This is a genomic window from Nocardia macrotermitis, assembly GCF_009604405.1.
Lineage (GTDB): Bacteria > Actinomycetota > Actinomycetes > Mycobacteriales > Mycobacteriaceae > Nocardia > Nocardia macrotermitis.
In genome coordinates this window covers 17,089-35,803 of the sequence record NZ_WEGK01000007.1, presented here as the reverse complement: position 1 = coordinate 35,803, position 18,715 = coordinate 17,089, and the positions used below count along the sequence as shown (strand labels likewise).

General features: G+C 63.7%; 26 protein-coding genes. 11 read left to right on the top strand and 15 right to left on the bottom strand.

Going from position 1 to position 18,715, the window contains the following annotated elements; translation table 11 throughout:
• Positions 1-8 precede the first annotated feature (8 nt).
• The 5 genes from NRB20_RS17480 to NRB20_RS17460 all read right to left on the bottom strand — a co-directional run bounded on the left by NRB20_RS17480 (position 9) and on the right by NRB20_RS17460 (position 3,624).
• Positions 9-1,175: a hypothetical protein gene (locus NRB20_RS17480; protein WP_153411223.1), complete on the bottom strand. Its 1,167-nt coding sequence runs from the start codon at positions 1,173-1,175 to the stop codon at positions 9-11.
• Positions 1,175-1,687, bottom strand: a complete 513-nt coding sequence (locus tag NRB20_RS17475) for a hypothetical protein (protein WP_153411222.1) — start codon at positions 1,685-1,687, stop codon at positions 1,175-1,177. Before NRB20_RS17475 ends, NRB20_RS17480 begins: the two co-directional genes overlap by 1 nt.
• Before the next feature lie 57 nt (positions 1,688-1,744).
• Positions 1,745-2,326, bottom strand: a complete 582-nt coding sequence (locus NRB20_RS17470; RefSeq protein WP_153411221.1) for a DUF3558 domain-containing protein — start codon at positions 2,324-2,326, stop codon at positions 1,745-1,747.
• A 249-nt stretch (positions 2,327-2,575) separates the two neighbouring features.
• Positions 2,576-3,163, bottom strand: a complete 588-nt coding sequence (locus NRB20_RS17465) for a hypothetical protein (protein ID WP_153411220.1) — start codon at positions 3,161-3,163, stop codon at positions 2,576-2,578.
• The gene (locus NRB20_RS17460; RefSeq protein WP_153411219.1) at positions 3,160-3,624 is read right to left on the bottom strand and encodes a DUF4254 domain-containing protein; all 465 of its coding nucleotides are present in this window, start codon (positions 3,622-3,624) and stop codon (positions 3,160-3,162) included. Before NRB20_RS17460 ends, NRB20_RS17465 begins: the two co-directional genes overlap by 4 nt.
• A 268-nt stretch (positions 3,625-3,892) precedes the next feature.
• Between NRB20_RS17460 and NRB20_RS17455 the strand changes: the two genes are divergently transcribed.
• The 7 genes from NRB20_RS17455 to NRB20_RS17425 all read left to right on the top strand — a co-directional run bounded on the left by NRB20_RS17455 (position 3,893) and on the right by NRB20_RS17425 (position 8,185).
• Positions 3,893-4,741: a helix-turn-helix domain-containing protein gene (locus tag NRB20_RS17455; protein ID WP_153411218.1), complete on the top strand. Its 849-nt coding sequence runs from the start codon at positions 3,893-3,895 to the stop codon at positions 4,739-4,741.
• Positions 4,742-4,744: 3 nt separating this feature from the next.
• A complete protein-coding gene (locus NRB20_RS17450) occupies positions 4,745-4,936 on the top strand; it encodes a DUF397 domain-containing protein (protein WP_153411217.1) in 192 nt (63 codons plus the stop codon).
• 17 nt (positions 4,937-4,953) lie between these two features.
• Entirely contained in the window at positions 4,954-5,160 is a 207-nt protein-coding gene (locus tag NRB20_RS17445; protein ID WP_153411216.1) for a DUF397 domain-containing protein, read from the top strand.
• A 248-nt stretch (positions 5,161-5,408) separates the two neighbouring features.
• The gene (locus NRB20_RS17440) at positions 5,409-6,527 is read left to right on the top strand and encodes a hypothetical protein (RefSeq protein ID WP_153411215.1); all 1,119 of its coding nucleotides are present in this window, start codon (positions 5,409-5,411) and stop codon (positions 6,525-6,527) included.
• Positions 6,511-7,158, top strand: a complete 648-nt coding sequence (locus tag NRB20_RS17435) for a hypothetical protein (RefSeq protein ID WP_153411214.1) — start codon at positions 6,511-6,513, stop codon at positions 7,156-7,158. Before NRB20_RS17440 ends, NRB20_RS17435 begins: the two co-directional genes overlap by 17 nt.
• Positions 7,155-7,595 carry a hypothetical protein gene (locus NRB20_RS17430; protein WP_153411213.1) on the top strand — a complete coding sequence of 147 codons (441 nt, stop codon included), beginning with the start codon at positions 7,155-7,157 and terminating at the stop codon, positions 7,593-7,595. Before NRB20_RS17435 ends, NRB20_RS17430 begins: the two co-directional genes overlap by 4 nt.
• Positions 7,596-7,648: 53 nt before the next feature.
• The gene (locus tag NRB20_RS17425; protein WP_153411212.1) at positions 7,649-8,185 is read left to right on the top strand and encodes a hypothetical protein; all 537 of its coding nucleotides are present in this window, start codon (positions 7,649-7,651) and stop codon (positions 8,183-8,185) included.
• Positions 8,186-8,276: 91 nt separating this feature from the next.
• On the opposite strand, the gene NRB20_RS17420 is transcribed toward NRB20_RS17425, so the two are convergent.
• A complete protein-coding gene (locus NRB20_RS17420) occupies positions 8,277-8,786 on the bottom strand; it encodes an SMI1/KNR4 family protein (RefSeq protein WP_194289899.1) in 510 nt (169 codons plus the stop codon).
• Between the two features lie 198 nt (positions 8,787-8,984).
• On the opposite strand from NRB20_RS17420, the gene NRB20_RS17415 reads away from it, so the two are divergent.
• Entirely contained in the window at positions 8,985-9,935 is a 951-nt protein-coding gene (locus tag NRB20_RS17415) for an NADP-dependent oxidoreductase (protein ID WP_153411210.1), read from the top strand.
• A 200-nt stretch (positions 9,936-10,135) separates the two neighbouring features.
• Here the strand turns inward: NRB20_RS17415 and NRB20_RS17410 are convergent, their stop codons facing one another.
• Both NRB20_RS17410 and NRB20_RS17405 read right to left on the bottom strand, forming a co-directional pair.
• Positions 10,136-10,336 carry a hypothetical protein gene (locus NRB20_RS17410; protein ID WP_153411209.1) on the bottom strand — a complete coding sequence of 67 codons (201 nt, stop codon included), beginning with the start codon at positions 10,334-10,336 and terminating at the stop codon, positions 10,136-10,138.
• A gap of 45 nt (positions 10,337-10,381) precedes the next feature.
• Positions 10,382-10,831, bottom strand: coding sequence for a MarR family winged helix-turn-helix transcriptional regulator (locus NRB20_RS17405; RefSeq protein WP_153411208.1), 450 nt, complete (start codon positions 10,829-10,831; stop codon positions 10,382-10,384).
• A 100-nt stretch (positions 10,832-10,931) separates the two neighbouring features.
• Between NRB20_RS17405 and NRB20_RS17400 the strand changes: the two genes are divergently transcribed.
• Positions 10,932-11,489 (top strand): isochorismatase family protein, encoded by a 558-nt coding sequence (locus NRB20_RS17400; protein WP_227833621.1) that lies wholly within the window; start codon positions 10,932-10,934, stop codon positions 11,487-11,489.
• A gap of 78 nt (positions 11,490-11,567) precedes the next feature.
• Here the strand turns inward: NRB20_RS17400 and NRB20_RS17395 are convergent, their stop codons facing one another.
• From NRB20_RS17395 to NRB20_RS17380, 4 genes are all read right to left on the bottom strand, one after another.
• Positions 11,568-12,008 (bottom strand): hypothetical protein, encoded by a 441-nt coding sequence (locus NRB20_RS17395; RefSeq protein ID WP_153411207.1) that lies wholly within the window; start codon positions 12,006-12,008, stop codon positions 11,568-11,570.
• 107 nt (positions 12,009-12,115) lie between these two features.
• Positions 12,116-12,880, bottom strand: coding sequence for a hypothetical protein (locus NRB20_RS17390; protein WP_153411206.1), 765 nt, complete (start codon positions 12,878-12,880; stop codon positions 12,116-12,118).
• A 129-nt stretch (positions 12,881-13,009) separates the two neighbouring features.
• Entirely contained in the window at positions 13,010-13,813 is an 804-nt protein-coding gene (locus tag NRB20_RS17385) for a hypothetical protein (RefSeq protein ID WP_153411205.1), read from the bottom strand.
• An 8-nt stretch (positions 13,814-13,821) separates the two neighbouring features.
• Positions 13,822-14,337: an OsmC family protein gene (locus NRB20_RS17380; RefSeq protein WP_153411204.1), complete on the bottom strand. Its 516-nt coding sequence runs from the start codon at positions 14,335-14,337 to the stop codon at positions 13,822-13,824.
• A gap of 359 nt (positions 14,338-14,696) precedes the next feature.
• Between NRB20_RS17380 and NRB20_RS17375 the strand changes: the two genes are divergently transcribed.
• Entirely contained in the window at positions 14,697-15,737 is a 1,041-nt protein-coding gene (locus NRB20_RS17375) for an NAD(P)-dependent alcohol dehydrogenase (RefSeq protein ID WP_153411203.1), read from the top strand.
• An 84-nt stretch (positions 15,738-15,821) separates the two neighbouring features.
• Here the strand turns inward: NRB20_RS17375 and NRB20_RS17370 are convergent, their stop codons facing one another.
• The 3 genes from NRB20_RS17370 to NRB20_RS17360 form a co-directional block, all read right to left on the bottom strand.
• On the bottom strand, positions 15,822-16,496 hold the full coding sequence (locus tag NRB20_RS17370) for a VC0807 family protein (RefSeq protein WP_153411202.1): 675 nt from the start codon (positions 16,494-16,496) through the stop codon (positions 15,822-15,824).
• Positions 16,497-16,615: 119 nt separating this feature from the next.
• A complete protein-coding gene (locus tag NRB20_RS17365; protein WP_153411201.1) occupies positions 16,616-16,816 on the bottom strand; it encodes a hypothetical protein in 201 nt (66 codons plus the stop codon).
• Between the two features lie 79 nt (positions 16,817-16,895).
• Positions 16,896-17,843, bottom strand: coding sequence for an ADP-ribosylglycohydrolase family protein (locus tag NRB20_RS17360; protein WP_227833620.1), 948 nt, complete (start codon positions 17,841-17,843; stop codon positions 16,896-16,898).
• A gap of 349 nt (positions 17,844-18,192) precedes the next feature.
• On the opposite strand from NRB20_RS17360, the gene NRB20_RS17355 reads away from it, so the two are divergent.
• Positions 18,193-18,714 carry a hypothetical protein gene (locus tag NRB20_RS17355; protein ID WP_153411200.1) on the top strand — a complete coding sequence of 174 codons (522 nt, stop codon included), beginning with the start codon at positions 18,193-18,195 and terminating at the stop codon, positions 18,712-18,714.
• The last annotated feature ends 1 nt before the right edge of the window (position 18,715 follow it).

Genomic DNA, 18,715 nt, shown 5'->3' with positions numbered 1-18,715 from the left:
TGTTGTGTTTACGATTCGGCATCGGAATTTTCGTCGGAGTTTCCGTCGAATTGGCCGCCGATGACGCCGCCGGGTGCTGTTTTCGGTATGGGGCCCAGGAGTTCCTCGGTGTTCTCCATGGTGCGGAGCCATTCCGGAATGGCGTGGGTCGATTCTGAATCGCCGCTTTTCCCGGTGCCGCCCATGCCTCCCATTCCGCCGAATCCCGTGGTGGAATTTCCCGCCCGGCTGGCGGCGGTGGCGGTGGTTCCCGGGGTGGTGCCGGGCACGCTCTTGCCCAGGCCGCCACCGGGATTCGCGTTCGTGCCGGTACCTGTGCTGTCGGTTCCCGATCCGCCGCCGACGCCGCTGGTGAAACTGCTCGGCGTGGTCGAAGTGGTCGAGGACTGGCCACCGTACAGGCTGCTGGGAGTGGTATTCGAGGCACCGGAGGTGGAGGAATTCTGGTAGCTCGCCGGCGAGGTGGAGGCCGAGGTGTTCGATGACGTGCCGGACTGGCCGCCGCTGCCACTGTAACCGGCGTTTCCGGAGCTGCTGCCGCTGTTGTGGGTGTCGCTGCCGCCGCTACCGCTGCTGGCGACGCCTGGTTTGTAGGTGGAGCTGCTCGACGGAGTGTAGGTGTTCAGCGGGCTGCTGATCGGGTTCGGATCGGGGATGGTGGCTATCTTGGAATCCGCGCTGGTGAAGTTGTCTTTGTAGTATTTGCGCATGTTCTCGCGCGCGGTGTCGCGCTCTTGATCGATCTTCGTCCGCGACTTCGAACCCTCCCAGAAACCGACGTCCCAGCCCTTGGGGTTCCAGGCGCTGACACTGTTGATCGGTTCGGGGACACCGCTTTTCGTTCCGGTGATACCTGCGATGGCGGTGGTCACGTTGTCGGCCAGGGCGTTGATGGCGTCGGTCGTATCCTCGGCGGATTTGCCGTAGTTGGTCATCGCGGTACGAGACGCCTCGGCAGCCGCTCCTGACCACGCCGCGGTGCTGGACTGGTTGATGCGGCCAACGAAATACGACATCGCACTGGACCAGTCCTTCGCGATCTTGGCGTAGGTCGTCGCCGCTTGCTGGGCGTTGACGGTGTTCAGTGGGTTGAAAGCACGGTAGATATCCCAGTGCGTCCAACTGTCCGGATTCTCGCCGCCGTCCGGGATCTTCGAGGGCTCGTAGGCGACCACTACGACAATCCGATCCCTGGGGTGACGCCAGGTTGTGTTGTAGTCTTGCCGATAGGGCTTGCAGGCGCGTTTGCTAGAAGTTTGCGATATTCGGCCGCGAATTGCTCATCCTGAGCGCAATACTGTTGAGCAATTTCTTTATGTAAATTCTGGTAATCATCAACTATTCGATAATGCTTTTGGAAAATATCGAATAGATTATTGTCCGAATCGCTAGAATTTACTTTCGCAGCTTTACTGCGGAGTCTTGGCACCAGAGTCTTTGCGGATATCAGCCGGTCCTCATTCTCTCCAAGGCCCCAATTCGACTGATCCGAGATTGATTGGGCTTGGACCTGCAATTTTCTGAGCTCAGCCTTCATGGCCACGCAGTCCCTCTCGATCAGGGCGAACTCGTCTGCATTGACAGTGACATCCGTGCTGTAACTGACGCTGAGCTGGCCATTCTGCGCCGCAGTTATCAAGCTTCCCAATGGGCCATTTGTTGCCACGGGCTTGCTGTCGTAGGCCATAATGTTTTTCCCTCCCTGGTGGAGTATGCCAATTTTGGTTGATGGCATGAAGTTCGGTCACGCTGCTGGCCCGAAAGTGGGCACCAATTTTCCGGCTAGACGTTTGGCTATATCGCACGAGGCTTGCGTGCCGGTTGCTGTGTTTGTTTCAGCATTGCTGATCGAGATTTCGAGCCCGCCCCCCTTCACCTCGACCTCGAGCAGGCACGTTTTGTGCAGATCAGTCTGGCCGGTCTGGTGATAAGTGACCGCTTGGCGTCCGTCGATACTGAGCGTCTCGGCGATTGTGAATGCCTTGTTGGCTTGGATCGCCGGGATTGTGATGTTGGTAGTGCGGATATTTGCGCCGTATCCGTCGCCGTTGTCGGCAACCCAGATGCATCCGCGCCATTTGATTCCGCCGTCACCCGCCGAGTCCGAACGGTCAGGGTCGGAACCCAAGTGCTCGCTATCGATCACTGACTGCGGCAGCTTGCATCCGTCGAACCCTGTAGGCGCATCCGGCGCGATAGCCGATGTCGCTGCCGCCTGGGTTGACCCGCCTGCCGATGTGGACCCCCCGCCCTGGCATCCGGCAACCAGCGTCGCCACGCCGATAACCGCTGCGGTGCAACACAGTGCGCGCCTGCTGCTGGTCATGTCGTCCTCTCCTGGTCGTCGGCACCGTACTGGAGAGGTCGGATTGGACTCAGCCCCCCTGGTCGGCTCATGCCGACCCTATCGCCTGGGTAGTGGCCGGGCAACTGATGCTATCCACTGCGGATGATGCCAACTGATCACCACCGGAGCGGCACATCCGCAGTCGAGTTCGTCTTCTGGCTGTCTACCGATGCGCTGTTGCCGAATCCCGAAGCGCGAGTGGCGGTCCGAGTAGGTGTCGTCGCGGATTCAGATCCATTGGTTGTATTCGGGACGTGCGAGTTCGCACCAGACGACCGTGCGGCCACCTGCTCGACACTGTCCGGATCGGACGCTCGCTTCGTGTGCGCATTCGCTGATCAACCCGTCGGCCTGCGCGAGTGCGGCGGTGTTGGCGGGGGAGTCGTGGACTTCGATGACGAGCCGGTTCGCCGATATGGCCCGTAGCCGCACCGTCATCCGAGTCGGAGCGTTCGGCTCATGGTCCTGGACGGCGGTGACGAATGCCTTGGTCAGCTCGTATGTCACCAGTTCTGCGGTGAAGAGGATGTCGATCCACACCCAGCGCCGCAACGTATTTCGCACGAACCACCCTGCGACGGTCACCGAATCCCAGTTTGCGGTCAGATCGATGCGTTCGGTACCTGGCAAGGCTCCCGGCGGTCCTGACGGGTCGCCGGACCGAGCAGCCAAGTGCGTCGCCAGATCGCCGAGTCGCCCTGCCAGAACGATGATTTCGCGTGCGCCGAGCAGTCCCGCCGCCGCATCGATCGTCGCGTAATCACACCAGGCGACCCGCCGCAGATCGTCCCGCAACGCCTCGGCCGGTTCGCTCACCGATCTCCCTCGCTCGAATCACCCTGCACCGCAGTCGGATCGGTGAGATCCGGCAGTCGCCGACGCCCACAGTTCACCTCGAACGCGAGATCCGCATAGGCCAAGGACATTTCGGCCGCCCGCTGCCACAGATAGTGCAGAGTCAACTCGCTCTCCCCGCGCTGCAACGCAATATGCGCCTGCACGCAGTACTCGGCCAGCCGGTCCACCACCATCCCCACCGTCTCCGAATGCAGATACGCCGCCCCCACCGGCTGCGGCGCACACGCCGACACCCACCGATCGATATCCCGCACCAACAACCTTCGCGCACAATCGATCTCACCCGACCCGCCCGCCCCGAACCGCGCCTCGTGCAAACTCGCCAACTCATACGCGTCGAGCAACACCGGATGCGTCACGACCACCACCCCCGCACACGCCTGCACCACCTGATCCTTGTCCGGCAACCGATCGATCATCCCCGTGCCTGCCGATCAGTGCTACTCGTCCGCGACGGCCAAGTTCTGCCACTCCGGCCGCTCTGAGCTGGTGTTACCTCGAAAGTAGAGTCCCGCATCGTTGCTCCCCACGATCAAAATAGACATCTATTTAAGCGATGTGATCTGAGTTTACGTCTTATGGATCTACTTCGGGTTGTAATCTGACCTTGTTCTCATGTCGGCCGCAGCCACCTCCGGTGCCTTGGCTGACGTCGATCGGTCACCAGTGGGCGGAGGAATCACACCGATGGCAACCCCAACCATCCAGCGTCGCCGTCTCGGTCTTGCCCTCAAACAGGCGCGTGAAGCGGCTGGTAAGACCCAGGAAGAGGCGGCGGAAATGATCGATGCCGCTGCGAGCAAGATCAGCCGGATGGAGATCGGGCAGAGCGGGATCAGGCTCACTGATCTCGGCATCCTGATGAACTTCTACGGTGTCGCGGCCGAAGAGATCGAGGCGATGAAGGAGCTTGCCCGAGCTGGTAGGCAACGTGGCCGTTGGAGTGGCCATCCTACGGTCGCCAGCTGGTTCCGGCAGTACATCGAACTCGAGGAGGATGCCAGCGAGATCCGTTGGTACCAGCACGAAGTCGTGCCCGGGATTCTGCAAGTCGAGCCGTACATTCGTGCGATGTTCGGAAATGGGGACGTACAGGTTGCCCTGAGAGAAGAGGTCGAGGGCCATGTCGAGGTTCGGCTCGGACGGCGCGCACTGCTCGATCGGAGCGGCAAAACGATACGGGTGATCTTGAGCGAGTCGGCGTTGCGCAGGACATTCGGTGATGCCCAGGTGATGCGCGAACAACTGCGTTATCTAGCGGAGGTCGCTCAGTTCGAGACCGTCATGTTGCAGGTCCTCCCATTTGATGCGCGTTCGGTGGGTGATGCGTGGGCGCACTTCGTCATGCTGCGGTTCGATGAGGATGCGACCTCCGATGTCGTCTACCTCGAGGGGTATACCACGGCGGACTACATCGACCGGCCTGAGAGTGTTCGGGCGTACTCTCAGCTGTGGGACAGGTTGCAGGCTGCGGCTCTCGGCCCGGTTGAGTCCCGCGACTTGATCCTCAGGATCGCCGAGGAAATGAAGGACTGACCCATGGCTTCATCTGATTCGACCGACATGAGCTGGCGCAAGAGCAGCTACAGTGGGACCAACGGCGGCAATTGCGTAGAGGTCCGGTTCAACGGCCGGGGGGTCCAGGTCCGCGACAGCAAGGACAAGTCGGGACCTGTCCTGTCCTTCACTCCTGGTGAGTGGGATACCTTCGTAGCCAAGACGATTCAGTGAAGTGTGGATCGAAGTTCATGTCTATCGGACTTTCCGCGGACGGTCGGTTTGACGATCAGAGCTGGCGTAAGAGCTCCTACAGCGGGGGTAACGGAGGGTCTTGCGTGGAGGTTCGGTTCAGTGGCCGGAGGGTCCATGTTCGCGACAGTAAGGACAAGTCGGGACCTGTCCTGTCCTTCTCTCCCGGTGAGTGGGATGCCTTCGTAGCCAACATAATTCACTGAGACCGAGCGGCAACGCCGCAATCGCCGATGTGCTTTCGAAAGCGGTGTACGAGGTTTCGGCTACTTCGGCAGGGAGATCCAACCACCTTCGTCGCGGTGGACTCGGGCTGAGTGGCTCACTAATCGATCGCCGCGAGCGACCACGTCGAGTACGATTGCGAGATGATTATCATTGGGGGGCATGGGAATCGGCGGATATGCCGGTCCCTGGTCACACAGTCGTCGCACCATGAAGTTGTCGGATCCAAATGAGCGACGTTTCGGTTACATCCGCCGCTCTGAGCGGCTTCGCCAAGGATCTTGCGGATGTCGGCAGAACGATGCTGACCAACGTGTCCAAAATTTCGTCCGGCATAGCGCTCCCAGGCGGAACCAGCGGCACCCTGGCCACATTGACGCCCGCGCTCCAGGGATTCCAAGACCGGATGACTGCCCTCGGTCGACAGAATCACGACAAGATCCAGGGCTTCGGTACCGACCTGAACACCACGGTCCAGGGATTCCAGCAGCTGGACACCGCGTGGGCTAGGGCCGTCACTTCGGCAGGGTCCTCGCTGTCGTTGCCGTCACTGCCTGGCACCGTGCGCGACATCGTACGATTCACCGGGATGCAGTCACTCGACCTGCCTCAGATCGATGTCGGCAACCTCACGCTCAAGACGACCGTTTCCGGCGCCCACGACATCATCTCGATCTTCGACGATCGCCTGAGCCGATCGATCGGGATCAAGCCGGCCGAGCAGTATCTCGCGCCGCTGATCGGCGACTGGGAGAACCTCCAAACCATCGGGCAACGCATCTGGCAGCTCAGCATCAGCGACTCCGTGACAGCCGGTAATCTGCACAGCGGGTCGCAGTGGCTGACCTCGCACTGGACAGGCGCAGCCGCCGATTCGTATGCCACCGCGATGAATACGCTGCAGACGGCGATCTCCGGCCGCGGCACCGATCTCGACACCGTCGCCAAGACCCTCCGGAAGGGTGGCGAATGCCTGGAGAGGCTGGTCTACAACCAGGCCGTGGGCCTGGCATCGGGACTGATGGAGCCGTTGAACCTCCTGGGATTCTCACTGCCGGTGGGTGCCTGGGCCCAGGTGGTGGATCGTCGGATGAGCAGTGCGGTCAAGGATCAGATCACTGCGAAGATCAACACCATCCGCGCCATCGCGGACACGAGAAACGCCTCGATCACCGACCTGATGGACCACATCCGGAAGGCCCTCGCCTACGAACCGGGAACGGCCGTCACCCAGCCGACAGGCGACCTCTTCGAGCCGCAGAGCAAGGTCGTCGCCGATCTGGGGACACTTCGTTATGGGTACAAGAACAACGTCTGGTGGGAGAGCAGCCTTGCATCCGCCTTCTGATCCGCCGCTGCCCGGTGATCGCGCTCGGTACGGGTCCAAGACCGGAATACTCGATAAGTCGGAGGCAGCCGCGAACAGCGCCGAAGCTGCTGCCGCACAGGCGTTCTTCGATTCGATGGGCTGGGACTTCTCTTCCGACCTGCTCGGCTACTACCTCGGTAACAACGGCCCTGACCACGAGTACACCATCAGTCAGGCCAACATGGAGATTGTCGTGGGTACGAGTGAGGTTCAGGGCAAGGTGTCCGGGTGTCTCGACTGGATCAGGAACGAGGCGAAGCGAGATCCTCAGATCGATGTGTTGAGAGATATCTCGACCGGATGGGTAGGCGCCGGTCCTACCGAAAACGCCGACGTTGCGCACGGGATCGGGCATTTCGCTGTAGCCGTTGGCAGTGATACGCGTGTTAAGAAGTCTGCGGACGGAAGTGGTCTCGTAGCTGAGATCTGGTATAACGTGTACGTATATGACTATTACAACTTCGATGATAAGCCCATTGACGGCTATAATCCCTGGGACGATTTCCAACTTGGTGTCAACAACGACATGAGGCAACTCGAAGAGGCGGGGTGGGCCCGAAGCTTCAAGGCTCGCGGCGACATACTCAAGTTCTGGAGCGGCGCGTTGTGAAAAGGAGTCAGTGGCTCAATCGACTGGGAATCATCGGACTTTGTCTGTCTTTCATTTCAGTGGCCGGTTGCGGTGCCGCGCCACCCGCGATCCTGAAAAATGTATCGACGTGCGGCAGTCTTTCCATTCCCACAGATGCACACCTGATCTCCCACTACGCGGACAGCCACTTTCGCTACCAGACCGTGGAGGCGGTGGTCGACATGCCCGCCAGCGAGGTCGGAGAATTCAAATCTCGCTCCGAGCTCGGCGATTTCGGGAACGGAGTTCCAGCGAACTGGAGAACGAAGTACTGGCAGAACATCGGTGATTCCTCTCTGCTTGAACAAGACGCTGGCAACGAGCACTCGCCGGAGCCTCAATATCCAGCACGATGGGTAGTGGTACACAATGGCGGTGGAGATACCCGCCGCGTATTCATCCGTGCCGAATGCTGAGCAACCGTAACCGCTGCGCTGAAGGTCGAACAGGCCTACACCGAAGGAGACTCGTGGCAGGCCGAGTAGTTTTGCGCATCGCTATGGGTGCAATGTCATTGACGGTTCTCTCGGGCTGCGCCCTGTTGCCCAATTCCCTCACGCATCGTGAGCCGGAGAGTACACACACCATGTCGGATTTGTGTAACTTCCCCAAGCAGTTCCTCGCCACCTACTTTCATGCGACTGTGTTGACGGAGAAGCTCGTCGGTGCACCGCCGTCGTCGATGAGTCGGAAACTGACCTACGAAAACGACTGCGACCTCGAAAGCCCGGACGGAGAGCTGGCTGCTTCGGTATCGATGAGTTTTTCATCGGTACCGAACCAGCCGAGGTCCGGGGTAGCTCGAACCTGGACGGTCGACGGTGTTTCCGTTCTGCAGATACCGCTTCCGGGTACGCCGGACTATCCCGCCAAAGGGGCATACATCGGCATGGACGCGACCATCGGCAAGTGGACCGGCAGCTTCGGATTCGGGAGTGGTGACGAGGCCACCCTCGAGGCAGCAGCGAAGATGGTGGTGAGTATGACTCGCACTCTGAAGGAATGACGTCCGGTCAGCTGTAACTTGATCTCAACCCCTGCGGACCCGATGAAGACAACAATGGTGGCATCCCCTGCTGTGCCTGCCGCGACGCAGTTCAGTGCTTCGAGCTCTTCATGAGGTCGATTGTTGATTGAATGAATTCCTCGAGGCGGGCGTATTTCTTGTGGTCGCCGTCGATCTCCCAGACCGGCGCGGAGGGGCGACTATGGTCGCCGCAGCCGGTGGTGACGATGAAATAGCTCTGCCGGTTACCTCCGATGACGATCAACGAGTCGAAGGAATCCATCTCGAGCTCAGCCGGCGTCACATCGTTGATCTGTAGGGTCTCGAGCAGGAATGTACGTTCATGCGAATCCCTGGTCAGCTCACTTGCGGGATAGAGACTGTCACCGCCGGAGAAATTGTTCCACCCGTTGGCGTGGCGAAGCCAATCCTTCAGCTGATCGTCCAGTTTCGAAGCGAGACGCTGTTCCGCGGCCTGGATTTCGGCATCGGTGGCGGCCGGATTGGGTGGGGTCAGCTTCCATGACGAGTCGACCCCCTTGACCTTGTCGGCCTCGTGCCATCGCTTCTGTTCAGCACTGAGCGTGGTGATCGCAGCCATCCACCAATCCTCGTCTCGTGCTGCGGGTGTCCGCGGGCGTGTGCACGCACAGCAGGCTACCGAGACGGCCATCGTGAGGTGGGTGTTGGTGGTGGTTCCGGTGGTGAGTTGGGCGGCGGTGTGGGGGGTTTCGCAGGTCGGGAACATCGGTGGGAGTGGTCGTGGTTGCTCTGTGGGGATGTGAGCGAAGGAGTGGCGATGTTGGCGATTGGGTTCGATGAGCCGGGTGGTCCGGAAGTGTTGCGGGCGGTGCAGGTGGCCGAGCCGCATGCGGGGGTGGGGCAGGTGCGGATTCGGGTGGCGGCGGCGACGGTGAATCCGTCGGATCTGGTTACTCGCGGTGGTGCGGCGCACGATCGGTATCGGGAGGTGGAGCCGCCGTATGTGCCGGGGTGGGATGCGGCCGGGGTGGTGGATGAGGTTGGGGCGCAGTCTCGTTGGCGGGTGGGGGATCGGGTTGTCGCGATCACGAAGCCTGTGCTGGAAGGGGGTGGTGCGTATGCGGAATGGATTGTGGTTTCCGATGATTCGGTTGCGCCGTTGCCCGAGGGGGCCGATGTTGTTGCGGCGGCGACACTTCCGATGAACGGGCTCACCGCGGTCGAGGCGCTCGATGTCGCGGGGGTTCGGTCCGGTGGGACGATCGCGGTGACCGGTGCGGCGGGGGCTGTTGGCGGGTATGTGATCCAGTTGGCCAAGTATCGCGGGCTGACCGTGCTGGCCGATGCCTCGGCTCGGGATGCGCGGTTGGTCGCCGACCTCGGTGCGGATACCGTGCTGGAGCGGGGTGACGATTTCGCGCGGCGCGTGTCGGAGCAGGTCCCGGCGGGGGTCGACGGTGTGATCGACTGCGCGTTGCTGGGAAGTGCCGTGTTGCCCGCGATTCGTGACGGTGGGGCGTACGTCGCGCTGCGGCCGCCCCGGTTGAGCGGAACCGTCGAGTCGGAGCGGGGGATCGACGTGCATTACGTGATGGTGCTGGATCGCGTTCACGATTCGGCCGGTCTCGCGGAGCTGAGTCGGCTGGCGTCGGTGGGAGTGCTGACTTTGCGTGTGGCGCAAACCTTTCCGGCTACCGAGGCGGCCGAGGCGCATCGTAGGCTGGAAGCCGGAGGACTGCGCGGCCGTATCGTGCTGACCTTCCCGTAGTCATCGACCGAGTGCTCGGGTGCCGAAATCGCTGAGGGCGCCGGCGATTTCGGCGGCAATGTCGGCATCGGGTTTGCTCACGGGCAGGAAGTACAGCCAGTCGTCGACAGCTCCGTCTCGTCGTGATCGATCAACTCGAAGGGCCCCGCACCCCGCCACGTGGCCAACGCGACCGCCTCGTCCCGCGCCTCCAGGTGTGGCTACGACACCTTCAGAACCGCCGCCCGATCGCCCACCCGCACCGGAACCACCAGCCCGGAATATCCGTGCATGGTGTCCCCATCGAGCCGCAACCCCCACCGCCGCATATACCGCTCGACCAACTCCGGTAGGGAATCGAGCCAGCGCCGCTGCTCCGGATTGCGAAGCCGGGCAGCGAAATCAGCTGGAACGGCGATCATTTCGTCGAAATCCCCTGGAGTCGAAATCGCTTGAAGCCCGGACGATCAGCGGGGCTGGGAGGGAGTCCACAGGCGTTGCAGCAGGCTGCGAAGGGTCTCGCGTTCATCCGGAGTGAGCGGGGCCAGGAACCGTTCCTCCAGCTCATCGGCGAGATCGTCTGCACGCGCGGCGATTTCGCGCCCGGAGTCGGTGATCTCGACCGCGTTGCGCCGCCGATCGCCCGGATCGCCGCGGCGCGTCACGTAACCGGCGCGCTCGAGACCGTCCACCAGGGTCACCACCGTGCTGGCGGCGGCGTTCATGCTGCGGCTCAGTTCGTTCTGGGCCAGCGGGCCGTACTGGCGCAGCATGGTGAGGATGCCGTGCGCCTTGGTCGACAGGCCCAGTGCGGCAAGCTCTTTGGTCTGCACATCGGTGGCGGCCTGGCCGACGACCGTGGTCAGGAAGGTGGTGCGGCGCAGGAAGCGCTCCGCGTCGTCCGGTGTGGTGTGCACGACACATGATATCGAAGATTTGCATTCGACAGAGAACTATTTCTCACTGTATTGTTCGGTGCTGAACGATATAGACGTGAAGGAAGTGGTTCTCGTGCTCATGGCATCCGAAGTTCAACTGCTGTTCGCCGACCTCCAGGAATCCATCGTTCCGCTCGGCCGGACGCGGTCCGAGAGCGGTGTTCGCGCAGCGGCCCGAGTCCTGGCGCAGGTGGCCGACCTGCTCGAACTGCCCGCGACGGTATCGATCGCACCCCGCCCGGAGGGGCCGGACCCGATCGTGGAGCTGTCGGGTCTGCGGCCGGTCGGCGGGGTGCAGGTGCGGACCGGCGCGGGCTGCCTCGACCACGTCGGCACCCGCGACGCGTTGCTCTCGACCGGGCGTCCGACGGTGTTGATCTGCGGCGTGCTGACCGAGCTGGTGGTGCAGCTGACCGCGCTCGACCTGATCGAGGCGGGCATGCGGGTCTACGTGGCGCTCGATGCCTGTGCCGGACTGTCCGACAGCACCGAACTGGCGGCGCTGCGCCGGATCGAATCCGCGGGTGGCTACGTCGGTTGCGTGCCGAACCTCGCCGCGGATATGGTGCGCGACTTCACCACTCCGACCGGCGCACGCGTGATCGGCGCATTGCACGGCCTGTTCAGTGCGGCGTAGCAGTTCCGTTGCGGCAGAACGGGATACCCACCTCGGGAGATGTCATGTGTTCGTCCGCAAGAGATTTCGGTTCGACCATCACTCCGCTCGCGCGTACCGAGCCGCGGCGATGACCGCGTCCATGTCGACCAGCAGGTTCGGGTCGTGGTCCTGGGCCTCGCGGAACTCCAGGATCACGTCGTCGATGGTGGTCCGGCGGCCCAGCGTGGTGAGTTCCTGGCGCAGGTAGGTGCTCAGCGGGACACCGGCCGCGCCCGCGCGACGGGTGAACGTGCGCGCGGCATCCTCGGGCAGATCGTGGATCAATGCCGTTGCGTCGCTGTCGATTTCGGCGACGGCCGGATTCGGTAGCTCGGCATGCAGGAAAGCGACGACGTCATCGAGCGGGATGCGCGTGTTCGCGAGCTCGGCCAGCGCCACCCGTAGGTAGGCCGCGGCGGACAGGCCCGCGGCCTGGGCCCGGCGTCGCAGGACGCGGGCGGCGGGCTCGGGCAGATCCTCGATCACGATCGTCGACATGGACACCACCGTAGGCAGCGATCGCGAGGGATGCCAGCGCCGATACCGAGTCGTGTCCTTTCCGCGAAAGCGGCAGGTGGAAAACGCGATTCGGGCACGCGTCCGGATCACTCGGGCAGCGGCGGCAGGGCGGGACTGTCCAGGCACAGGCGCGCCCGGTCCTGCGGGTCGATGCGCACCGGAACCCGGGCGCCGACGAAGCCGATCTGGGCGCGCCTGGCGGCGGTGCGGAAACCGAAACGCGCGGTGGTGGTGTACTCGCTGCCATTCGGATGATTAACGCGCACAGCGACATTCGCGAGGCTGGCCTCGTCGTTGGGCATACTGCGGGAGGGGACTTCGAGGAAGTCGATCCCGGTGATCGTCGCGGTCGCGCGTACCCCCGTGCGGTAGAGCTCGGTGGCCTCCTCGGCGGTGATCTGCCGGTTGCCGTCGGGCAGCAGGTCCCGGCCGTAGCGTCGCTCGACGGCCACCTTCGCCAGCTCCCGGATGCCGATGCCGGTCACCTCGGGCACGACCGAAGGTTCGAGCCCCAGCCGCATCGCCGCGGCGACCCGTTCGGCGTACTCCTCGTTCCACAGCGCCTTCGCCGTCGGCGAAACCCGTTCGGGCCAAACGATTCCGTAGCGAGCGGGGTCCTCGCGATCGATCGTGGCCGGGAATTCGTCGCCGCATTCGGGCACCTGCTCACCGGGCCCGTACCGCCGCCCGACCCGCAGCGCCCGCGCCGGCACCTCGGGCCCGGACAGCACACCCGACAACCGCGCGCTGCCGTAGCCGTCCTCGTCGCGGGTCACCGACACACCGGTGACCCGGAACGTCCCGGTGATCGAATCGCGAGGGGTCCGTCTGAACAATTTCCGCAGGCTCACCACCACAGTGTGACAGCGAAAACCCCGGAGCCGCATAACGATCGGTACCGTGCGCGGCCGTAGCGGGCCGGGTAGGGCTGACGGATTCACCCGATCGCGTCGGCGCGGGCCGGTCCGCAAGGGCGTCGGCTAGCTCGGTGGAACGCCGGTTGCGGCTGTTCTCATAGCGATGAAGTCCTCGAGATCTGTTCCCTGGCCCCACAACTGGTCGAAGCGGTTCTGGTGGAAACGTGCCAGTTCGGGCCCGTCGACTCGCATTCCGCCCAACTGCTGGTCGGTGGGACCGGAGAAGGCCATGTAGATGATGTCGTTGTCGATCAGGCAGATATTCATCGGTTCCACCACCTGGTTCGTGGTGTCGATAATCCGGACATGGTATCGGGGATTGTGTCGGACCAACGGCAGTTGCGTTGCGCACCATTCGGCCATTGCGTCGTTGGCGATTCCGACAATTCGCCGGACGGTTCCCTTTCGACGGGCGAAATCGACAACCTCGTCGAAGTATCTGTGCGATTCCTCGCTGGAGAGATCCGATGCGGGCACATCGCGGAAGTAGGTCACCCGTACCTCCTGCGTTCCGCGGTGCACGGCCTCGCGCGCCGAGTCGTAGAACTCCTCGTTGGTCGCGAAGAACAGCTGGGTCGGTTTGGTTTCCTGCACCGCGATCCGTAGGTCGCGAATCTGCTTGAGAACGAAGAAAACCGCAGCGAACATGGCTGCGGTGAGGCCCTTCTCGAGAAAGGGGAACAAGTCTTTGAAGAAGGCCAGCAGGAAGCAGACGAACAGGAAGAAGGAGAGTGCGATTTCCTCCCATCTTTCGGACGGAATGCGAGGCATGGTCACGGCTTCCTCCCGCGCGTGCGTGATGATTTGCCTCAACCTACTGTGAATCAACAACTTCCGGGTCCGTTCGGCCGAACCCGGTTCGCGCATGCGGGAAGTCAGCCGGTGACCAGCGTGGTCTGCACCGGGGTCGGGGCGGTGGTGAGATCGAGTACCGGGCAACGGCTTTCGACCTCGCGCTGCAATTCCGCGTAGCGTTCGGCCGATTCGGGTCCCTGGACGTGGACGGTCAGCCGCACGGCCTGGAAACCCGGGCGTACCGATTCGTCGAGTCCGAAGAATCCGCGCACATCCAGATCGCCCTCGGCGTCGATGCGCAGATCCTCCACGACGATGCCGCGCTGCTGGGCGACGAATCGGTAGGTCACCACCTGGCAGGCGATCAGCGCGGCCAGATACACCTCGACCGGGTTGGCCGCGGTGTCCGCACCGCCCAGCGCCGCGGGCTCGTCCACCCGAACCGTATGCGTGCGCGCCCGGACCACCGTGGCGACGGCGCTCTCCGCGACTCCGGACGCCCGGAACACGGCGAGTGCGTTCGCGGGATCCTCGGTCACGGCTTGCGCGGTGGCCCGGGTGATGGCGTTGAGCGGCGCGTCCACATCGATTGTCATGCGGCCGAAGCTATCCCGGGGCCGACCGGCCGGGGAGGGTTGTGGTCGGCGTGAATCGAATGCCGCAGGGAACGAGTGCCGACCGGGTCCAGCGAATGCGACACAGTGAACTGTCAGGTAGCCGGGCGGCGGGTAAATCCCGCATCGCCCGTCGGTGAAATGTGGTAATCGGCTGGACGAAGCGGTCCCGGTCGTATGATCGGGGAGATATTCCCCAGGCATCAGCGGTCGTGGTGACTCATCGCCGCCGACGTTGGAGGCCCGGGACGCGAGACATCCGAATATTTGCGAATAATTTGCTATGAGTTCGGATGTGACGTGGTGAATCCGACCGTGAACTCGATCGCGGAGGTATCGCGATGAAGGCTCTGCAATATCGAACCATCGGCGCCGCACCGGAATTGGAGACCGTGCCCGATCCGGAACCCGGACCCGGGCAGGTGTTGTTGAAGGTGTCGGCGGCGGGGGTGTGCCATTCGGATATCGCGGTGATGTCCTGGCCGGAAAAGGATTTCCCGTATCCGCTGCCGCTCACGCTGGGGCACGAGGGGGCCGGAACGATCGAGGCGATGGGTGAGGGGGTGACCGGGTTCGCCGTCGGGGATTCGGTCGCGGTCTATGGTCCGTGGGGGTGCGGCGCCTGTCCGCCGTGTGCGGGTGGCCGCGAGAATTATTGTCTGCGGGCCGGTGAGCTGGGCATATTCCCGCCCGGACTGGGGTCGCCGGGTGCGATCGCCGAATACATGATCGTGGACGACGCGCGTCATCTGGAACCGCTGAACGGCCTGGATCCGGTGCAGACCGTGCCGCTGACCGACGCGGGACTGACCCCGTATCACGCGATCAAACGATCACTGCCCAAGCTCGTGCCCGGTTCGACGGCCGTGGTGATCGGCACCGGTGGCCTGGGACACGTGGCCATTCAGCTGTTGCGCGCGCTCTGCCCGGCGCAGGTGATCGCCATGGACGTCACCGAGGACAAACTCGAGCTGGCGCGATCGGTCGGCGCGCACGAGGCCGTGCTGTCCGATGCCGCGGCGGCGGACAAGGTGCGCGAGCTGACCGGCGGCCTCGGTGCGACCGCGGTGTTCGACTTCGTCGGCGCCGCGCCGACGACCGCCACCGCCGCGGGATGCGTTGCGATGGAAGGGGATATCACGATCGTCGGCATCGCCGGCGCCTCGGTGCCGGTGGGTTTCGGGCTGCTGCCGTTCGAGGTGAGCGTCACCGCGCCGTACTGGGGTAGTCGCGGTGAACTGCACGAGGTGCTCGATCTGGCGCGGGCCGGTGCGGTCGAGGTGCATGTGGAAACGTTCCCGATGGAGGATGCGCCGCTGGCGTACGAGCGGTTGCACAGCGGGAAAATCAATGGTCGCGCGGTGATTCTGCCGAACGGCTGAGGCGTCGGGAGACCGGTCACAGCACTCGCGCCTCGCTCGGAATGCTCCGGGCGAGGCGCGAATTGTGTTGCTGCACGCTGATTCTCAGGCGGGCTGGGCGGCGAGTGCGGCTGCTTCTTCGCGATCCCCAGCCGCTTTGAGGCTGCGAACCGCCACGACACTGAGTCCGATCAACACGGCCATGGTCACCACCGTCATGACGGTCGAGAGCCACACCATGGTCGATACGGGCAGCTGATAGATCAGGAACACCCGCAGCGCCGCCTCGGCCAGCAGACCCGCACCCCAGATGACGCTCATCATGACGAATGCCCGTCGCATGGTCGGCCGGGACCGGTAACGCTCCTCGAACGCGGCCAGCTTCTCCGGCCCGCCGCCGGCCGCCCCACTGCGCGCCGCCAGGTAGATCAGCGACTTCCCGACCAGGGTGCTCCCCAGGAACGCCAGCCCGACCAGCCCGGTGACCACCGAATCCTTCGCGAGGATGAAACGAGCGTCCCCGGACACGAAGGTGAGCACGAACCCGACCACGAACCCCGCCAGGATCACCCCCGCGAGAAAATCGACCTTCCGCTTACGCACAACCTCCACCAGCATGAACACCCCCGAAATCAAGGTGCTCACCCCCAACGCGACCAGATTGCTCATCCCCAACGCATGCAGCCCGTAATACGCGACGAGCGGCACCCCCGCGTCCCGCAGGATCCGACGTGCCACAGCCCGCCGATCGGGCGTCTGTGCAGTAGTACTCGTGGTCATCTCGGCCTCCCCGCGAACGGCGGTCTCTGATTCGTTTCTGCCTCTGAACCAAAGCTACGACCCCCCGGCCCACCCCACCCCGATCGTTCGTCACGACCCGACCATGACACCTGTCACGGTCACCAGTTGTCCCAGTACTGGTAGTCGACCATCACCCGATCGCCCTCGATGAAGACTTCGGCCTCGACCCGAACTCGGTCCAGCCCCAGCCCTCGATCCCACAGTCGGCCGTTCGATAGTCGCGTTTGCCGATCACGGTGGCGTAGCGGGGTTTCGGCCCGGAACAGCCAGCAGATCGTCGGCATCGTCGACGCCGGCACGGCGATCAGGATCGGTGTCATGGCTGTCGACTCGGCGATATTGTCTTGTGCATCAGTCGATTTCGGGGGGGAGGTGTGGTCAGCCTCGGGAGCCGGTGAACCAGCGGCGTAAGCGGCTCGGGCGGGGCATGGCGGCGCGGGCTTGAAGTAGCCAGGTGGGCAATGGTTCTCGGGCTGCGAGCCATTCCGGGGGGATTGCGTCGGTGCCGGTGTGGGCGGTGACTATGCCGCCGACTATTGCTGCGGTGGTGTCGATGTCGCCGTCCGCGGTGAGGCAGCTGGTGATGGCGGCGGGGTAGTCGTGCAGGTGGGTTGCGGCGATCCAGAGGGTGAGGGGGACGGTGTCCTGGGCGCTGACGTGGGAGCCGTTGCCGAGTTCGGTGGCCACCTGCTGGACGTTCGCGCCGAGAAGTGTTCTGGCACGGCGGATTCCGCGGGCGACCTCACTGTCGTCCAGGTGGTCGAGCACCGTGGTGAGGAATTGCTCCGCGGTGGGCCGGATGCCGTCGATGCGGGCCTGCGCGGCCTGTCCGGCCGCGAGCGCCACCGCGACCGCGCCGCTGATTCCCTCCGGATGCATATGGGTGACCTCGGCCGACCGGATCGCCTGGGCGACAATCGTTTCCGGGTCACCGGCGAAGGCGGCGCCCAGCGGCGCGACCCGCATGGCCGCGCCGTTACCGTACGAACCCTTGTTGCCGAATGCCGCGCCGGACACCTCGCGCCACGACGCACCCTTGCCGATCCGCATCAGAACCGCGACGGTGGAGAAACCGTAATCGCGATCCGGACTGCGATGCCGTGCGAAGCTCACCGCGAGCCGACCTCGATCGATCGCCCCCCGCGTGCACAGTTCGGCGACCACGCCGCACGCCATCTCGGTGTCATCGGTCCACTGCCACTGCCCGCCGGGGACGGTCCCGGAGCGCAACGCGTCGACCGAGACACGCATCACGGGGAATTGCTGGCCGAGCGCATCCCCCACCGAAAGACCCGCGAGCGAGTCGAACATCATCTCGACATACATTGCCGCCGAGTCTAATCGACGATTCTCCCGAACCTCGTGGCAAACCTGACGCGAACTAGCCAGTGTGCGCGTCTGAGACAGGTGTGACCTGCATCGTTGCCAATCCGGCGCGGGGAATGGACTATCGACATAGTCGGCCGAGGGTGCCCGGCACGTCGGGCTCGTGCCCGGCCGGATGCATGGGATGAATCCGGGCGGAAAGGGGGGCGCGTACGCTCACCAATCGAGCCGACCGTTCGGTCTGTGATGTTCTCGCAAATAGCGGGCTATCGCAGGTCGGCGGACGACGGGGCCGGTGGATCCGACACCGAACCAGCGCTGGATTGTGTTACGGGAGAGGATGATCGAGATGGCAGGAACCCTGGTGGATGTCCCTACCAACTACCGGCAGATCGCGCAGCCGGATCCCGCGGGCGCACGTCGGCTCCCCGCTCGGGTCGGCGCCTCCCCGTTGGCGACCATGTGGCAGGCCGCGAAGACGGTGCTGGTCACCCGCGTCGCCGGTCCGCAAGAGTTGGTGACGGTTCCGCGACTGGTCGTCCCGATCGGGCAGAACCAGTTGGCATTCCGCGTCTCCTCCTACGCCGAAGAGGCCGATCAGCTCGCCCGCGACGGCCGGGTCATCGTGCAACCCGGTGACTGGCGCGGCAATCCGGCGCTGGGTTCACACCAGTGGCACGGGCAGGCGCAGGTCGTGACGGGTGGCACCCTGCTGCCGTTCGTGCAATCGGAGATCGACGCCAAATATCGCTGGCGCACCTCCATCGCGCGGGTCGCTCATCGGGTCGCGCGCGGCGCGGCTCCCTACGGTGACGTCGTGGTCCTGGTGACCGTACGCGAACCGGTCCCGATGCTGATGCCGCCGCGGTGAC

Excerpts from the sequence above, each read along its gene's own strand:
- NRB20_RS17475 (WP_153411222.1), bottom strand. The coding sequence starts at position 1,687 with ATGGCCTACGACAGCAAGCCCGTGGCAACAAATGGCCCATTGGGAAGC.
- NRB20_RS17470 (WP_153411221.1), bottom strand. The coding sequence starts at position 2,326 with ATGACCAGCAGCAGGCGCGCACTGTGTTGCACCGCAGCGGTTATCGGC.
- NRB20_RS17460 (WP_153411219.1), bottom strand. The coding sequence starts at position 3,624 with ATGATCGATCGGTTGCCGGACAAGGATCAGGTGGTGCAGGCGTGTGCG.
- NRB20_RS17455 (WP_153411218.1), top strand. The coding sequence starts at position 3,893 with ATGGCAACCCCAACCATCCAGCGTCGCCGTCTCGGTCTTGCCCTCAAA.
- NRB20_RS17450 (WP_153411217.1), top strand. The coding sequence starts at position 4,745 with ATGGCTTCATCTGATTCGACCGACATGAGCTGGCGCAAGAGCAGCTAC.
- NRB20_RS17445 (WP_153411216.1), top strand. The coding sequence starts at position 4,954 with ATGTCTATCGGACTTTCCGCGGACGGTCGGTTTGACGATCAGAGCTGG.
- NRB20_RS17440 (WP_153411215.1), top strand. The coding sequence starts at position 5,409 with ATGAGCGACGTTTCGGTTACATCCGCCGCTCTGAGCGGCTTCGCCAAG.
- NRB20_RS17420 (WP_194289899.1), bottom strand. The coding sequence starts at position 8,786 with ATGGCTGCGATCACCACGCTCAGTGCTGAACAGAAGCGATGGCACGAG.
- NRB20_RS17415 (WP_153411210.1), top strand. The coding sequence starts at position 8,985 with ATGTTGGCGATTGGGTTCGATGAGCCGGGTGGTCCGGAAGTGTTGCGG.
- NRB20_RS17410 (WP_153411209.1), bottom strand. The coding sequence starts at position 10,336 with ATGATCGCCGTTCCAGCTGATTTCGCTGCCCGGCTTCGCAATCCGGAG.
- NRB20_RS17400 (WP_227833621.1), top strand. The coding sequence starts at position 10,932 with ATGGCATCCGAAGTTCAACTGCTGTTCGCCGACCTCCAGGAATCCATC.
- NRB20_RS17395 (WP_153411207.1), bottom strand. The coding sequence starts at position 12,008 with ATGTCGACGATCGTGATCGAGGATCTGCCCGAGCCCGCCGCCCGCGTC.
- NRB20_RS17385 (WP_153411205.1), bottom strand. The coding sequence starts at position 13,813 with ATGCGCGAACCGGGTTCGGCCGAACGGACCCGGAAGTTGTTGATTCAC.
- NRB20_RS17380 (WP_153411204.1), bottom strand. The coding sequence starts at position 14,337 with ATGACAATCGATGTGGACGCGCCGCTCAACGCCATCACCCGGGCCACC.
- NRB20_RS17375 (WP_153411203.1), top strand. The coding sequence starts at position 14,697 with ATGAAGGCTCTGCAATATCGAACCATCGGCGCCGCACCGGAATTGGAG.
- NRB20_RS17370 (WP_153411202.1), bottom strand. The coding sequence starts at position 16,496 with ATGACCACGAGTACTACTGCACAGACGCCCGATCGGCGGGCTGTGGCA.
- NRB20_RS17360 (WP_227833620.1), bottom strand. The coding sequence starts at position 17,843 with ATGTATGTCGAGATGATGTTCGACTCGCTCGCGGGTCTTTCGGTGGGG.
- NRB20_RS17355 (WP_153411200.1), top strand. The coding sequence starts at position 18,193 with ATGGCAGGAACCCTGGTGGATGTCCCTACCAACTACCGGCAGATCGCG.